Annotated in this window: 14 protein-coding genes; 3 read left to right on the top strand and 11 right to left on the bottom strand. The window is 58.1% G+C overall.

All coding sequences use genetic code 11. The features are described 5' to 3' along the window. Nucleotides 1-37: 37 nt before the first annotated feature. Nucleotides 38-1057 (top strand): GTP cyclohydrolase II, encoded by a 1020-nt coding sequence (gene ribA, locus HEQ34_RS02480; protein WP_296197159.1) that lies wholly within the window; start codon nucleotides 38-40, stop codon nucleotides 1055-1057. Between the two features lie 21 nt (nucleotides 1058-1078). On the opposite strand, the gene HEQ34_RS02475 is transcribed toward ribA, so the two are convergent. From HEQ34_RS02475 to HEQ34_RS02450, 6 genes are all read right to left on the bottom strand, one after another. Then, nucleotides 1079-3124 (bottom strand): transglycosylase domain-containing protein, encoded by a 2046-nt coding sequence (locus HEQ34_RS02475; protein WP_296196905.1) that lies wholly within the window; start codon nucleotides 3122-3124, stop codon nucleotides 1079-1081. A 44-nt stretch (nucleotides 3125-3168) separates the two neighbouring features. Then, nucleotides 3169-3561, bottom strand: a complete 393-nt coding sequence (gene msrB, locus HEQ34_RS02470) for a peptide-methionine (R)-S-oxide reductase MsrB (protein ID WP_296196903.1) — start codon at nucleotides 3559-3561, stop codon at nucleotides 3169-3171. A gap of 104 nt (nucleotides 3562-3665) precedes the next feature. Further along, entirely contained in the window at nucleotides 3666-4688 is a 1023-nt protein-coding gene (gene holA / locus HEQ34_RS02465; protein ID WP_296196900.1) for a DNA polymerase III subunit delta, read from the bottom strand. Beyond that, a complete protein-coding gene (gene lptE / locus HEQ34_RS02460; protein WP_296196897.1) occupies nucleotides 4685-5173 on the bottom strand; it encodes an LPS assembly lipoprotein LptE in 489 nt (162 codons plus the stop codon). Before lptE ends, holA begins: the two co-directional genes overlap by 4 nt. Further along, on the bottom strand, nucleotides 5170-7695 hold the full coding sequence (gene leuS / locus HEQ34_RS02455) for a leucine--tRNA ligase (RefSeq protein ID WP_296196893.1): 2526 nt from the start codon (nucleotides 7693-7695) through the stop codon (nucleotides 5170-5172). The genes lptE and leuS overlap by 4 nt, the downstream gene beginning before the upstream one ends. 5 nt (nucleotides 7696-7700) lie before the next feature. Beyond that, entirely contained in the window at nucleotides 7701-8144 is a 444-nt protein-coding gene (locus HEQ34_RS02450) for a DUF3576 domain-containing protein (protein WP_296196891.1), read from the bottom strand. Between the two features lie 248 nt (nucleotides 8145-8392). Between HEQ34_RS02450 and HEQ34_RS02445 the strand changes: the two genes are divergently transcribed. Then, complete coding sequence (locus tag HEQ34_RS02445; RefSeq protein WP_296196890.1) at nucleotides 8393-9139, top strand: hypothetical protein; 747 nt, start codon at nucleotides 8393-8395, stop codon at nucleotides 9137-9139. Here HEQ34_RS02445 and HEQ34_RS02440 read toward each other — a convergent pair. Further along, a complete protein-coding gene (locus HEQ34_RS02440; RefSeq protein WP_296196887.1) occupies nucleotides 9136-9684 on the bottom strand; it encodes a thiamine phosphate synthase in 549 nt (182 codons plus the stop codon). The two genes, HEQ34_RS02445 and HEQ34_RS02440, sit on opposite strands and share 4 nt — an antisense overlap. 23 nt (nucleotides 9685-9707) lie before the next feature. Here HEQ34_RS02440 and HEQ34_RS02435 point away from each other — a divergent pair, with 23 nt between their 5' ends. Further along, nucleotides 9708-10394: a YggS family pyridoxal phosphate-dependent enzyme gene (locus HEQ34_RS02435; RefSeq protein WP_296196885.1), complete on the top strand. Its 687-nt coding sequence runs from the start codon at nucleotides 9708-9710 to the stop codon at nucleotides 10392-10394. Here the strand turns inward: HEQ34_RS02435 and pdeM are convergent. The 4 genes from pdeM to pgmG form a co-directional block, all read right to left on the bottom strand. Continuing rightward, a complete protein-coding gene (gene pdeM, locus HEQ34_RS02430) occupies nucleotides 10365-11060 on the bottom strand; it encodes a ligase-associated DNA damage response endonuclease PdeM (RefSeq protein ID WP_296196882.1) in 696 nt (231 codons plus the stop codon). The genes HEQ34_RS02435 and pdeM overlap by 30 nt on opposite strands. 54 nt (nucleotides 11061-11114) lie before the next feature. Continuing rightward, the gene (locus HEQ34_RS02425; RefSeq protein WP_296196880.1) at nucleotides 11115-12095 is read right to left on the bottom strand and encodes a retroviral-like aspartic protease family protein; all 981 of its coding nucleotides are present in this window, start codon (nucleotides 12093-12095) and stop codon (nucleotides 11115-11117) included. 364 nt (nucleotides 12096-12459) lie between these two features. After that, nucleotides 12460-15036, bottom strand: a complete 2577-nt coding sequence (locus tag HEQ34_RS02420) for a ligase-associated DNA damage response DEXH box helicase (RefSeq protein WP_296196877.1) — start codon at nucleotides 15034-15036, stop codon at nucleotides 12460-12462. Then, complete coding sequence (gene pgmG / locus HEQ34_RS02415) at nucleotides 14984-16369, bottom strand: phosphoglucomutase/phosphomannomutase PgmG (RefSeq protein WP_296197156.1); 1386 nt, start codon at nucleotides 16367-16369, stop codon at nucleotides 14984-14986. Before pgmG ends, HEQ34_RS02420 begins: the two co-directional genes overlap by 53 nt. Nucleotides 16370-16387: the final 18 nt, after the last annotated feature.

Here is a 16387-nt window from a genome sequence, read left to right as displayed (position 1 = left end):
GGCGAGCGCAGCGTTGGGAGACTCACGCCGCGCAGCGATGGCGATTGATGCCCTGCGTCGTGGTTGGCCAGTTAATGTGCAGCATATTGGGCAATCGCTCACTTTATTGGCGGTCGAAACAGCGCGAGATGTTTCCGGCGCGCATGCGATATTGCTCTCGGCAAATCGTGCGGCGACACTGAAATTAACCAACCAGCGTGCGGCGGCAGATGGCGACCTTCCGGTGCTCATTAAGGCGCCGTCCGACTTGGACCTCAGGCTGGCTCTGGCGGTGGCCGACCCTAGCCTTGACCTTGCTTATCCGATGAAGGGGCCTTTTGCCGCGCTGCCATTGGATGATGGGCCCTCGGCGTCGGCGGCTATTGAGCTTGCGCGATTGGCAGGTTTGCTTCCTGCCTTTCTGGTGTTGAAGGGCGCAGGCGAGAACCCCGCTTTCTTTAGCCCGCAAGATGTCGCTGCCTTTGACGACAGCGGTGCCTTGCGCATTGCCGCGCGGGCCAAGCTTCCCGTTGCCGCCAATGCCGATGCCGAAATTGTCGCGTTCCGGACAGCCGTAGATGCGTCCGACCATGTGGCGTTGCTGATGGGTACGCGCGATTCCTCCCCGCCAGTTGTTCGGTTGCACAGTGAATGCCTGACGGGCGATGTTCTTGGCAGCCTGAAATGCGATTGCGGCCCGCAATTACACGAAGCGCTGCAACAGATTTCGGACGCAAATTGGGGGATATTGTTATATTTGCGACAAGAGGGGCGCGGCATTGGCTTGATCAACAAACTTCGCGCCTACGCGCTTCAGGATCAGGGATTTGATACCGTCGATGCCAATACCCGGTTGGGTTTCGCCATTGATGCGCGCGACTTTTCAGTCGCGGCACGGATGCTGGAATTGCTCGGTGTGGAACGGGTGCGCCTGTTGACCAACAATCCTGAAAAGGTGGACGGCTTACAAAATGCCGGCATCATGGTTGCGGAGCGGCTACCGCTTAAGATCGCTGCCAATCCACACAACGCTTATTATCTTGAAACCAAGAAAAGCCGGACCGGGCATGCGCTATAGGCTTTTTTAGGCGTTCACGGCCTAAAATGGACGGGGCTGTCCGCGCGGCCCTTCTTCATCTGACGTTGGCCGTTGATCGCGTCTGCCGCCAAGCGCGCGCTCGATAAATGCATCATCCAGCGGCTCCGGCTCTGTCGTCGGCGCAAGATTGGGGTCATCCATTACGGGGTCGGCTTCAATCGGCATGCCATTTTCATCGAACAGCAGCATTTCATCTGCGCCAACTAATGGCTCTTCACCCTCAAGGGCCTCCGGGAACGTCACCTCAGTGGCGAATTTCTCCACGGGGCGTCCTGCCACAGCTACGCGCATATAGGCTGCCCAAGCCTGCGCAGGGGCGCGACCACCTTCAAGGCCACCAATTGACCTAGCATCGTCGCGACCCATCCACACGCCGGTTGTAAGGCCGCTGGAGAAGCCCAGGAACCATCCGTCCTTGTTGCTTGACGTTGTCCCCGTTTTGCCCGCGACGGGTCGGCCAATATTTGCGGCCCGCCCGGTGCCAGTGGCGACGGCGGTTTGCAACAAATCGGTCATTGCGCCTGCAACCCAATCATCAACCAATTGCACCGAGCTTGACGGCTTTGCCGCATATAGAAGTTCACCGTCAATCGTAGTGACCTTTTTAATGCCATAAGGGGTGACATTGCGTCCACCGGCCGCGACCGCCGCGAACGCCTGAGTCATATCGATAACGCGCGTGTCTGATGTGCCCAGCACCATCGACGGCAGCGTGTTGACAGGGGTGGTGATCCCGAACCTGCGCGCCATATTGGCAATACTGCTGGTGCCGACGTCTTGCCCGATTTGGGCAGCGACGGTGTTTTTGGAATATGCAAAAGCGGTACGAAGCGAAATCGCGCCAGCAAAATTCCCACCGCTGTTTTTAGGCTGCCAGCCTTCGATTTCGACGGGCTTGTCTTCCACCATGTCTTCAGGGCGGTAACCTGCTTCCAACGCGGCGAGATAAACAAATAACTTCCAAGCCGAGCCCGGTTGGCGAACCGCGGAAACCGCGCGATTGTAATTGCTGGTAACATAATCGGTACCGCCCACCATGGCCTTCACCGCGCCGTCGCGGTCAATCGATACCAATGCGCCTTGTGCGCCGCGCGGGGAATTTGCGGAAATCGCTGAGGTCGCGGCGCGCTGCATTTTCAGGTCCAGCGTCGTCCAGACATCAATTGGCTTTTCAGTTTCATCTATAAGGCCGTCCAACTGCGGCAAAACCCAATCCGTGAAGTAACGCACGCTGTCTTGAGGCGCTTCAGCGGCCAAGCGCACGCCGGCCGGTTCGACGGTGGCGGCCTCAGCTGCGGTAATCATCCCTGCATCCTGCATGACTGCAACCACCACCTTTGCCCGGTCCAAGGCGGCCTGTGCATCGGCAGTGGGCGCATAGCGTGAGGGGGCCTTCACAAGACCTGCGATAATCGCCGCCTCGGCAAGGCTGATATCCTCTGCACCATGGTCAAAGAAACGGCGACTTGCGGCATCGACCCCATAAGCGCCGCCACCGAAATATACTTTATTCAGATAGAGTTCGAGGATCTGGTCCTTGGAGAATTTGGTTTCCATGGCCAAAGCAAGAATGACCTCGCGAATTTTGCGGCCAAACTCCTTGTTGCTGTTCAGATATATGTTGCGTGCCAATTGTTGCGTGATTGTCGAACCGCCTTGCGTCCAGCGACCTTCAACGGCCCGCACATACACGGACCGCGTAATCCCAATGGGGTCGACACCGGGGTGCATATAATAACGGCGGTCTTCGACGGCGACCATCGCGTCCTTCATTTCGGACGGCAATTGGTCGATGGTCAGCCAACGTCCGAAACTCGGGCCAAGCGATTGAATGACAGTACCGTCTGCCGCACGGATGCGGATCATTTGCCCGTTAGGGGAGGCTTTTAGATCTTCAAAACTGTCAATTTCGCTGCGTGCAATCGCGACAAAAATGCCCAGAACCATGACGCCCAGCAACGCCGCGATGACGCCCGCTTTGACAATGCGCAGCATCCATGGCCCCATTGGGCCACGTTCTTTCGAAATCTTGCGCGCGCGTGCCATGGCCCGAGTGTTACCCAGTCCCGTAACCGCCGACAAGCGCCTTGTTATTCAGGATCGAACGCAAGCGCGGCGCTGTTGATGCAGTAACGCAGGCCAGTCGGTCCAGGCCCATCGGGGAAGACATGGCCCAAATGCCCCTCACATGCGGCACAGCGCACTTCAATGCGGACCATGCCGTGCGATGTATCGCGGTGCTCTTCAACAGCATCATTGTCTGCGGGCGCGGTAAAGCTTGGCCAGCCCGAACCGCTGTCAAATTTCGTGTCCGAAGCAAACAGGGCAGTCTCACAGCCGGCGCAGCGAAATTCGCCTTCGCGCTTTTCATCGGTCAGCGCGCCCGCAAAGGCGCGTTCAGTGCCGGCCTCCCGCAGGACATGATATTGAACGGGGTCCAATACGGCCCGCCATTCCGCATCGGATTTGATAATTTTTTCCATGAAAAGGTACCTTTCGTGAGGATGATGTGGGGGCAGCGGCAAAGCGGTTCAAGGTGCGGGCGTACGCGTGATTTCTTGAAATCTGCGCAAGTCGCGCGCGGTGGTCAGCCGCGACGTGCTGCGGCACGGGCAATGCGGACGAGCTCTTCTTCCAATATGATCATGGCAAGCCCGTCGCGGACGTGCATCAACTTTGACTCAACCTCAAGCAAATGGCTGTTTAGCCCTGCAAGCCGAACCGATGGCCAGCGCATAAGCTGCTGTGCGTAGCTGTCGGCATCTTTCCAGAATATCGAACGCGTTGCCTTAACCACTGCGCCGGGACTTGTGCCATTGTCGACTTTTGTCCGCATCGCGGCGAGCAATGTTGCGCGGCGTTGCATGGCGCGGATGATGCGAATGGCATCAACACCCATGTCGCGCGCAGCGGTCAGTTCGCGGCCCGTACCGCGCAAGTCACCGCCCATCACGACATGGACGAGGCCGTTGATATTTTCCTCACCAGTTTCCGCCGATAAAGCTTCGAATATTGCTATTTCGACCGTGGCGGGACGCTGCGGTGATGCATCATAATATAACGCGAGCTTTTCAATTTCGGCTTGGGCTAGCTTGCGGTCTTGTCCAGTGTAGCGCGCAATACGTGCGGCAAGTGGCCGATCGATCTTCAACCCGGTTGTGGCCGCAAAGGCCATGACTGCGGCGGCGGCGTCGCCTTCTTCGGGCACATAACAGATATGCACCATGGCGCGCGGATCCGCTTCCACCAACTTCCGCAATTTGCTGGCCTTGGTCAGGTTACCGGCGGTGGCGATAACCGGGTTTACATCGCCGTCCAGTGATAGCAAATTTTCGACTGCGGCTAAGCCCTCTTCGCGGCGGAAATTGAGCCGGATATGTCTTTTGTCACCGAACAGCGAGAGTGCAGACGCCTCATCTGCCAACAAGGCCGGGTCATTGCGGATCCGGTCGCTGTCGATATCAATGCGTTCCGAGCCTGCTAATTGCGCCGACATTTGCCCGGCGACATCGGCGACAGCCGATTCATCCGGCCCGAATATGAAAAACATCCGGACATCCGGACGTGCACTTATAGCACTGATAAAACTACGTTCTTTTGCGCTACTCATTCGCCACGAGCGTAAATGGAAAGCCGCGTGACAATCTGATCCGCAACCTTTTGCGTCAGATTTTCAAGCGCGCTGTTTTCGCCAGCGATCGTTGCATATTCCGAGCTGACCACGTCGATGCCAGCGTCCGATCCGGCGGTCGTATCGAGCACAGTCTCACCCGTCTCGACGGAAATAAGCTGATAGCGCGCACGTAATGTCCGACGTTCACGCGTGACCGTATCATCCGCGCGCACGCCGAAACCTTCAATTTGGTCATCAAGGACAACAACCAAGCGGAACTGGGCAATATTGCTGTTCTGAGCGCCAAGCCGGTCGGTCAATGCATTGCGCATCAGCCAACCATTTTTGCCCTCGATTGGCGCGACGCTGATGGTCCCCAATGCGCGCGCCACCGCCCCTTTTGACCCACCGCTATATAATGGCTGCAAACTGCACGCGGGCAGCAGGAAAGCAAGCATCAAGGGGGCGAAGAAACGGTTCATAAGACGATGTTGACCAGCCTGTCGGGAACGACGATGATTTTTTTAATATCGCTGCCGTCGATGGCAATCTGAACCTTTTGGCTGGCCAGTGCAAGTGCCTCCATTTCGGCCTGCGGCAAGCCCTTGGCGACCGTTAGCGTGTCACGCAATTTGCCCCTGACCTGTATGGCGATGGTAACCTCGTCCTCTTCAAGCAGGGCCGGGTCAACCGCGGGCCATGCGGCGTCGGCGATGAGACCACCACCCAGTTCCGCGCCAAGCTGCGTCCAGGCTTCTTCGGCCAAATGCGGGACCATCGGTGATGACAGCAATAGGATCGTGCGGATGGCAGAATCGCGGCTGGCCGAAGGCGCGGCTTTTTCAATAATGTTGGCTAGGTCGTAAATCTTGGCCACGGCTTTGTTAAAGGCCAGCGCCTCGATATCTGCGCCGACGCCAGCGATCACCTGATGCGTTTTGCGGTCCAATGCCTTGTCCGCGCCATCCGCACCGCTGACTTGTGCTGTCAGACGCCAGAGCCGCTGCACAAAGCGCCAGCAGCCCTCGATGCCTGCTTCGGACCATTCCAGATCGCGTTCGGGCGGGCTGTCGGACAGCATGAACCAGCGTACGGCATCTGCGCCATATTGATCGACAATATCATCGGGATCGACGACATTCTTTTTCGACTTGGACATTTTTTCGATACGGCCAGCAACCGCTTGCGCGCCGCTATCGATGATGGTCCAGATGTCGCCTTCGCGTCGCACCTGATCGGGGCTCAGCCAACTGCCCTTTGCGTCCTGATAGGTTTGGTGCGTGACCATGCCTTGCGTGAACAAAGACGCAAATGGCTCCTTCACATCGATCAAGCCAATATGGCTCAATGCGCGCGTCCAGAACCGGGCATAGAGCAAGTGCAAAATGGCATGTTCCACGCCGCCAATATATTGGTCCACCGGAAGCCATTTTTCCGCAACCGTGCGATCAAATGGCTTGTCATGTGGCTGGCTGGCAAAGCGAATGAAATACCAGCTTGAATCGACAAAAGTATCGAGCGTGTCGGTTTCGCGCCGTGCAGGCTGACCACAGCTTGGGCAATCGACTTTGCTGAAGCTTGGGTGCCGATCCAGCGGGTTGCCGGGAATGTCGAAACTGACATCTTCGGGTAAGGTTACTGGCAATTGGTCATCGGGCACCGGCACCGCGCCGCAGGTCTGGCAATGGATGATGGGAATGGGTGTCCCCCAATAACGCTGACGCGAAACGCCCCAGTCGCGCAGGCGATATTGCGTTTGGCCAATGCCCCAGCCTTCGGCCTGTGCGCGTGCGATGACATCGGCCTTCGCCTGATCAATCGTCATGCCGTTCATCCAGCGCGAATTGACGATTGTGCCGGGGCCTGTGAAAGCAATATCGCCGGCAAAGCTGCTATCGGTCAAATCGCCATCGCCGACAACGCGGGTGACGGGCAAATCATATTTGCGGGCAAAATCAAGATCGCGCTGGTCATGCGCGGGGCAGCCAAAGACGGCGCCAGTGCCATAGTCCATCAACACGAAGTTCGCGACATAGACCGGCAAATGCCAGCTTGCATCGAGCGGATGTTCGACGGTCAAGCCTGTATCAAACCCCCGCTTTTCAGCGGTTTCAATGTCAGCAGCAGTGGTGCCGCCCTTGCGACATTCCTCGATAAACGCTTGCAAATCGGGGGCATTGGCAGCCAGCTTTTGCGCGACGGGGTGGTCGGCGGCAATGGCAACAAAGCTTGCGCCGAACATCGTATCAGGCCGCGTTGTAAACACGTCGATGCCACCATTCCCCCCGGGGAAACGGAAGGTGCATTTCAAGCCCTGCGATTTGCCGATCCAGTTTTCCTGCATCAAGCGCACCTTGTCCGGCCATTGGTCAAGCGAACCAAGGCCGGTGAGCAGTTCATCTGCAAAGTCGGTGATTTTGAGAAACCATTGGCTCAGCTTGCGGCGTTCAACCGGCGCGCCGGAGCGCCAGCCCTTGCCGTCGATGACTTGTTCATTGGCGAGCACGGTCATGTCAACCGGGTCCCAGTTTACCGCAGATTCCTTGCGATAGACCAGGCCAGCGGCATATAGTTTCAGGAACAGGGCCTGTTCATGGCCATAATATTCCGGCTCGCAGGTCGCAAGCTCGCGCGTCCAGTCAATCGCAAAACCAAGCCGCTTCAGCTGCGCCTTCATGTTTGCGATATTGTCGCGGGTCCATCCGCCGGGGTGGACGTTCTTCTCCATCGCCGCATTTTCGGCAGGCATGCCAAAGGCGTCCCAACCCATGGGATGCAACACCTCATGCCCCGTCATCCGTTTGTAGCGCGCCAGCACGTCGCCCATGGTGTAATTGCGGACATGGCCAATATGGATGCGGCCCGACGGATAGGGAAACATCTCAAGGACATAAGCGCGCGGCTTAGTCGAATTATCATCTGCGACGAAGCTGCTGCGTTCTTCCCAAATATTTTGCCACCGCGCGTCGGCAACGTGCGGGTTAAAGCGCTCTTCGTTGGACATAGAAATTACCCGGTGATGGACGACCGACGAAGGTCACGCGCCTTGGTGAGGATGACGGCTTCAAGCTTTTGCACCGTGGCGGCACGCAATGGCGCCGCGACCCACTGGCCATTTTGCGAGACTTCGCGGCTGCCGGCCACGCGCAAGGCGTCTGCGCGCAGGTCTTGATCCAAAATCGACACGGTAAGCTTCACGCGTTCGCCGGGGCTTTGCGGGTTTACATACCAATCGGTGACGATGACGCCGCCCGACGAGTCGGCCTGTACCAACGGCATGAACGACAAGGCATCAAGCGATGCGCGCCACAAATAGCTGTTGACGCCAATATTGGTGACCTGGCTGGCCGCGAGGTCCGCCTTTGGACGTTCCCTGCCGCCGCAGCCGGAAAGCAGGCCTAAGCTAATTAAGCTGCTGGTCGCAATGATGAGTGTCAGGCGAGTATTGCGCATAAAATGTCCTTGAACAATAGAATATCGGAAACCTCTATAGTGGCTTGCTGCCGGGGGCAAGCTTTCTGGCGGCTGAACGGCGCGCAATTCATACTGCATGCGCTATCCGATTGTGGACATCATGCAACAACTGCGGATAAAACGTGTTATGGGCATGATTCTGAAATTACACCTCTTTTGAATCGCTAAAATAAGGCGTATGCCAACCGTTCTAAATAAGAATCGCTTGAAAAAGGTCCATGGACGTGATGCGGGTACAGAAAGGAAAATATGCGACCTTTGCAGCAGTGATGCTTGCGACCGGTTCGCTTGCCCTTTCGCCGATGATTGTGCCTGCCTTTGCCGCAAGGTCATCCGGTCCGGAACAAAAAGCCGCGCCCTCGTGGATTGCGATGTTCACGCCTGCTGGCGGTGACAGTGTGCTTGCCCAAAAATTCTCTGCTACGCAAATTGCGCCTGATACGCGGTTCCCCTTCACGCCGGCGAGTGCCGATGAAGGTCGCAACCGCACGATTACCGTCGCTGCGCGGGCGAACTCACGTCTGACCGCTGGCGCGGTATCCCTTCGCAATGTCATCGCACCAAGCGAAGTGGGCGCTGGTAAGGGGCTGCGCTTGGCCGCGGCCGACTATCGTTTGACGGCTTCCAAGGGTTGGCAGGATTTTGCTTTGCCTAAGGCGCATGCACGTGCCGCAAAGACGCCTCTGAGCGATGTCGGTAAGGGCGGCTTCCGGTTGGATGAATCGGCGAAAAAACCAAGCAAGTTCAGTACCAATATTAAACTCGACCAGAATAAAGAAATGGCCCCGCCCGCACGCGGTAGCGCGGCTGCGGGCGATTATAAGCTCGATGTCGGCGGCAGCTTCTCGATCAGCCGCAAGATCGACGTCACCGCTGGCGTCCGTTACGCCAGTGAAAATGATCGCGTTCTTCCTTTGCCCGACAACCGCAAGGACAGCGAAGCGGTCTATGTCGGAACCAAAATCCGCTTCTAAGCGGGCTTTTTCCTGAAAGCATCAATCGCCGCCCAACCATGGATCATCCGTGGGCCGAGCATGTTTGCGCTCTGACGGGTCATGCCGCCCAAGGCGATGATGCGTTTTGGGCCAGCAAGCTTTGCGAGCCGCAGAAACATCAACGGACCGAGTGGCCGCGCGCCGGGGTGGCTGTTGGTATCGAAAAGCGGGGAGAGGAATAACAGGTCGGGGCGGCTGCGTTTAACGTCTGCGATTTCACGCGCATTATGAACAGGGGCGCTGTGTAGCAAGCCTGTGTGGCCACGGCTGCGTTGATGAAAGCCGTCGGCATGCCAGCGCAAAGCGGTCCGCGCATCACCCGCCAACAGCAGTATATGCCCGCGCCGACGACAAATGCGCAGCACCTGGGCGAACAATATGCGACGTTGCTGAGTAGCCAAATCATAATGGCGGAAAACCACGCCTGATCGCGCCGGTAGGTGTTGAATAGCGCGCAACTGGTCATCACCAAAACGCGCATCGGTCATGAGCCAGATTTTCGGCAAGGGGTGGCTTCGCGGCATGCAACTGCCTATAGCGACGCGCTATGCAGGAAGCGACACCAGAAACACCCGCCGACCGTTTGACGGCCATCCGCACGCGCATGGGCGCCGCCGCCAAATTGGCGCGACGTTCGGCCGAGGACATCCACCTTATCGCCGTGTCGAAAACGCGGTCGGTGGAGGACATCGCGCCAATCATTCTCGCGGGGCAAAGGCTGTTCGGTGAAAACCGTGTTCAGGAGGCCGCCAGTAAATGGCCAGCGCTGAAGGAGCGCCATCCCGGCGTTGAGCTCCATCTCATTGGCCAGTTGCAATCGAACAAGGCCGAAGAAGCGGTCGCGTTGTTTGACGTCATTCATTCGGTTGATCGGCTGTCGCTTGTGACGGCGCTGGGCAAGGCGATGCAGAGGCTGGGGCGTGCGGTGCCTTGCTTCATTCAAGTCAATATTGGCGCTGAAGCGCAAAAGGGGGGGTGTTCCTTCATGGAGCTTCCCGACCTGTTGAAGGCAGCGCAGGACGCAGGGATTCCGGTCGCCGGGTTGATGTGCATTCCGCCCGCCGACGTCGAAGCCGCGCCTTTCTTTGCGCTTTTGGCCGAATTGTCCGCGCGGCATAACTTGGCACAATTGAGCATGGGCATGTCCGATGATTTTGAAACCGCCATCATGCTGGGCGCGACCTATATCCGCGTTGGCACCGCCTTATTTAGCGAACGACCCAGCATGATTTAAGGCAAATCGGGCAATGCCGCTTTGCGTGGCGACCAAAGCCTCAACGCCTTCACCATGGTTAAGGTCGCAGGCCTTTAATATAGCAGCATCCTGCACATCCAGCCCACCGGTCAGCGCGCCAAAGGCAGGCATGATCAACTTGCGCGGGGTTTTCACAAAGCACCGCCGCTTTACCATCCGCCCGCGCAGCACTTGCCGGAACTTCGGGTGAAAATGGCCGGAGATTTCGGGATTGGGATCGCCACTTAACGCCTCATGCCGAAGCGTGATGCCCGACAATGTCAATGCGTCAAACGCCTTGCCGCCCCAGATACCCGACACCGCGCGGTCATGGTTCCCGGTAATCCAGATCCATTCGGTGTTGCAGGCCAAATCGACCAATAATGCCGCAGCATCTTGCGCCAATCGGTGTTCCCCGTCATCATCGTGGAAATTGTCACCAAGGGATATGATTTTGGCAGGTCGATATGTCCTGCAAAGCGTGGCTATCTCCTCAAGTGTCGAGACGCTGTCATAGGGCGGCAGCATTTGGCCAACTAAGGCAAAGGCGCTCGCCTTTTCCAGATGCAGGTCGGACACCAATAACGCATCTTGCGCGCGCCAATATAAGGCAGCCTGTCCAGCCACCTCAAACGCCGCGCCACCAAATTCGAAACTTTGTGCCATTGCCACAGGCTATGCGCACTGTCGCTGGCCACTGCAAGCGATGTGCGCAAGGAACTACTGCGCGAAAGCGAGGCGCGCCTTTTGTTCTCGCGTCACGCCCTTGGGCGGATCGAACCCGACGCGCCGATTGCCAAAATCAATCAACACGCGGTCAAACAGCTTCAGCGCATCCATCCCGAGCAATATCGCAGGCCGGTCATCAAGGTTCAGCGCGGTAAAGGCGTAATTATCGGCAAAGGTCATGGGCATGTCCCGGATGGTAAGCCCGCCAATATCGATTTCGCGGATTTGCGTATAATCGCCCTCCAATATGGTGCCGGTGACGCTTCTCAATTTCACAGGGATAAAATCAAAATTGCGATGGCGGCGGCGAAGCTTGTCGCGCAGTGCCAGATTGGCCATGCTGCTTTGCGCGCCAGTGTCCAAGATGATGTCAACCTTGACACCATCAATCTGTGCGCTCGACAGGATCATTCGCCCCGCCTTGCGCCGCGCCCGGACGACGATCATGCCGTTTTCCAGCTTTGTTTTCCCGCGCGATTTCTGCGACGGCAGCACATCCATCGTCTGTTGCGCAAAATCGAGATAGACGCGGCTGTCCTCAAGACTGTCGATACCCAGCAATCCAAAAGCCCCCAGGTTGGACCGCTCAAGGCCGGGGGCCTCAATGCCCAAGAGATTGACCGACGCGGTCGAAATCGAATCGATGAAGAAGCTATTGACCTGATACCGCCCCGAAATCGTTGCCAGCGTCAATATAGGGCCAGCCTCCAGCGCCAGCTTTCGGGCAAAGTCATTGGCAATGACGGTGCGTTCGGCCCCTGTGTCGACGATGAAGGGCACAGCTTCGCTGCCATTAACGCGGACTTGAACGGTCATACGGTCGCTGCGGTCGATATCAAATTGTTCGGTGATCGCGGCGACGTCTGCGCTGGTTTCGGCTTGCGGCACGTCCTGCGCCACCGCGGATGCGGCAATTAAGAACGCGGATGCGGCTGTTAAAGAGCCAATGAACCCAAAAGCAACGCGACGCATTTTCAAATTCTCCTGTGGCACAGCAATACGCTTCTTTTCGTGTGGCTTCAAGGCTGCGGTCCGCTGATTTCCTCCCCAGAATGGGGAGGGGGACCGTCGCAGACGGTGGAGGGGCACGTTCAGGGTATCACCACGCCAGAAGGTCAGGAGGACTCGCCTGTGCCCCTCCCCCATGCTTCGCATGGTCCCCCTCCCCGGAACGGGGAGGATTTGAGGGGTAATTCCTCCCCGGAACGGGGAGGTGGCGCTCGCGTAGCGAGTGACGGAGGGGGCTCTCCACTTGCCATGTCGCATGAGGCCGACAGCCCCCTCCACCCCCCCAGCCTGCGCTGGTGCGACGGCGGTTTTCCCCGGAACGATTGGCCTAAGGCGTCATCGCCACGCTGGCGAGGCTCTCTGCCTCCATCAGCAGCGCGTCATCCACCGACCCTTGCGCCACGCTCTCGCGGCCAATCATCACCAGCAAGGGCACCGCCAGCGGACTGACGCGCTCCAGATCGACATGCAGCATATTGTCGGCGGCGCGGTCCAATAAATCGCCAAGCCGCCCGACATCGGTCAACCGCGTCCGCGCATCGGCCCAGGCGGCCTCCAGCAGCAGATGGTCGGGTTCATATTTGCGCAGGACATCGTAAATCAGGTCGGTGGAAAAGGTAACTTGCTTGCCCGTCTTGCGCTTGCCGGGATGCTGGCGTTCGACAAGCCCGCTGATCACCGCCACTTCGCGAAAGGCGCGTTTGAGCAAATAGCTCGACTCCACCCAGTCAACAAATTCATCCGCCAATATGTCGGCAGAAAATAAGGGGCGCGGGTCTGTGATGGGTTTTAGGCTCCACACGGCCAAGGCATAATCGCTCGCGACAAAACCCATGGGCATCAGGCCCCGGCTCTCCATCCGCCGCGTGATGAGCATGCCCAGCGATTGATGTGCGTTCCACCCTTCGAACGGATAGGCGACCATATAATATCGTTTGTCGTGGGGGAAGGTTTCGACGAGTAACTGCCCGGCCTGTGGCATTTGGCTGCGATAGGCCTGCATCTCCAACCATTCGCGCACTTCGTCCGGAAAGCGCGCCCAGCCCGCCCTGTCGGTCAGCATCTGCCGCACACGCCCAGCCAGATGCGTCGTCAGCGGCAGCCGTGCGCCCATATAGCTTGGGATATTGGCCGCTGGCTTGGTCGCGGCGCGGACGATGAGGTCAAGGTCTTTGATCGATTCGACCTCAAGCGCCATGCCGGCAAAAGTGAAACAGTTGCCGGGGCTTAAAGTGGCGGCAAAGGACTCCTCAACCTTGCCCAATTTGCGGCCATTGCGGAACCGGACCTGCAGCATGGGCGCATCGACAATGATGCCCGCATTAAACCGATGCTGCGCGGCAAATTGCGGGTGCGATAGGCGCCACCGGCCATCGGGGTCTTTGACGAGCTTTTTGAAGCGGTCGTAAGCCTTCAGAGCATATCCGCCCGTGGCGATAAAGGCGATGACGCGCGCAAAGGTCGCGGCGTCTAGGGCCGAATAGGGCAAGGCAGACTGCACCTCGGCCAGCAGCTCGCCTTCGTCAAACGGCCCCGCGCAGGCTAGCCCCATGACATGCTGCGCCAAGACATCATAGCATCCGGGGCGGAAGGTCTCGCCGTCGCGCACGCCCTCTGCCACCGCGTCAAAGGCGGCCTGTGTTTCAAGATATTCAAAACGATTGCCGGGCACGAGGATGGCCTTGCTGGGCGCGTCCATGCGGTGGTTCGACCGGCCAATACGTTGCAGCAAGCGGGACGACCCTTTGGGTGCACCCATTTGGATGACGCAGTCGACATTGCCCCAGTCGACGCCTAAATCGAGGCTTGAGGTGCAGACCAAGGCGCGCAGCTTTCCTTCGGCCATGGCGCCCTCAACCTTGCGCCGCGCCTCCACCGACAGGGAGCCGTGGTGAATGCCGATGGCATATTTGGGTTCATTTGCGTCCCATAATTTCTGAAAGATAAACTCGGCGAGGAAACGCGTGTTGCAGAAAATAAGGGTGATTTTGTTGCGCCCGATTTCTTCGATGAGCTGCGGGATTGCATGCTGCCCGCTATGCCCCGCCCATGGCACGCGGCCCTGTGGCAACAGGATCGTCAGGTCAGGCTCGGCTGCTGCTTCCCCTTCCACCAGGCGCACCTGATCAATGTCGCCATTGGGGGCGAGCCACGCGCGATAGTCATCGGGGTCGGCCACGGTGGCAGAGAGGGCAACGCGTTGCAGGGCGGGCGCAAGCGTCTGCAACCGCGCGAGCGACAGGCTGAGCAAATCACCGCGCTTGCCATTGGCAAAGGCGTGGACCTCATCGACGATGACGCGTTTCAGCGTGGCGAACATGTGCACGCTGTCTTCATGGCTGAGCAGCAACGACAAAGATTCAGGTGTGGTCAACAATATATGTGGTGGCTTGACCCGCTGCCGTGCCTTGCGGTCGGACGGCGTGTCGCCCGTCCGGGCCTCAACGCGGATTGGCAAGCCCATTTCCGCGATCGGGATCAGCAGATTGCGGCGAACGTCAGTGGCCAATGCCTTTAGCGGGGAGATGTAGAGCGTGTGCAGGCCCACCACGGGTTCTAATGTGTGTCCCGGCGCAGGCCGGGATCCAGCCTCCGAAGCGTTTTTTGGTTGGGTCTGGGCGTTTTTTGATTGGGTCTGGACCCCGGCCTTCGCCGGGGCACGCGTTTCTGATATCAACGCGCACAAAGTCGGCAAAAATCCGGCAAGCGTCTTACCCGCACCCGTCGCGGCCACCAGCAGGGCATGCCGTCCAGCACCCGCCGCGTCGAGCATCTCCAACTGATGCCGTCGCGGCTGCCATCCGCGTTCGGCGAACCAGTCGAGAATGATAGGGGGTAAGTTCACAACGGACTTAATGCCCGACAGTTTCCCCGCGTTCCAGCCCCGATGCCGCCAATTGCGCATCAATTTGCGCCATCAGCCGTTCTAGGCCCTCTTCGCTAGAGGCCTCGGCGCGGGCGACGAGCACGTCTTGCGTGTTCGATGCGCGCAACAGCCACCAGCCATCAGGCGTATTGACGCGTGCACCGTCGGTGTTGTTCACATCCGCACCATCTGCCGACAACCGTGCAAGCACTTCGTCGATCACGGCGAATTTGCGGCTCTCGTCGACTTGGAAACGCATTTCGGGGGTATTGATCATCTCGGGCATTTCGCTGCGCAACTCCGTCACGCTTTTGCCCAGCTTGGCCGACGCCGCCATCAGCCGGACGGCGGCATAAATGGCATCGTCAAAACCATAATATTCATGCTTGAAGAAAATATGCCCGCTCATTTCACCTGCGAGCGGCGATCCGGTCTCTTTCATTTTGGACTTAATGAGGCTGTGGCCAGTTTTCCACATCAGCGGCTGACCGCCCAATGCGCTGACGCGGTCGAACAATGCCTGAGATGCCTTTACATCGGCGATAATCGTCGCTCCGGGGACTTCGCCCAGCACATCGGCAGCATAGATTTGCAACAATTGATCGCCCCAGATTACGCGGCCTTCGCCATCAATTGCGCCGATGCGGTCGCCATCGCCGTCAAAAGCTACTCCAAAATCGAGTTTCTTTTCCGCGACAAGCCGCTGCAAATCGACCAGATTGGCTGGGTCGGTGGGATCAGGGTGATGATTGGGAAATTGGCCATCCACTTCCATAAATAAGAGATGGTGCTCTCCTGGTAACATCTTGACCAGCTTTTCAATTGCTGGTCCTGCCGCGCCATTACCTGCATCCCAACCGATGCGAAATGCCTTTTGTGGTGCGGCTTGCGCCACGCGGGCCACATATTGGTCAAGGATGTCGAGTTGTTCCGAAACGCCAGTACCGTTTACCCAATCCTCGGCCGACGCCATGCGGCCAATTTTTTGGATATCGGCCCCGAAAAACGGTTTACCCATAAGGACCATCTTGAAGCCGTTATAATTGGCGGGGTTGTGGCTGCCGGTTATTTCTATGCCGCCATCGACATCGTCCAATACGGCCTCAGCATAATATAGCATGGGGGTTGGCCCCATGCCGATGCGCACGACATCCACATTGCTGTCGTTTAGCCCCTTGACCAAGGCTTCCTCAAGCATCGGCGAGCTTTCCCGCCCGTCATAGCCTACCGCCGCCTTTTTACCGCCAGCGCGGACAAGGCAGGTGCCGAACCCCCGGCCAATGGCATAGGCATCAGCCTCCCTTAATGTTTCACCGATAATGCCGCGAATGTCATATTCACGAAGCGAAGTGGGGTGGAAATGATGGGCCATGGAGTGTCCTGTAACTGC

Origin of the sequence: Sphingorhabdus sp., assembly GCF_023910635.1 — a bacterium.
Lineage (GTDB): Bacteria > Pseudomonadota > Alphaproteobacteria > Sphingomonadales > Sphingomonadaceae > Sphingorhabdus_B.
This window is presented reverse-complemented; position numbering and strand designations above follow the sequence as displayed.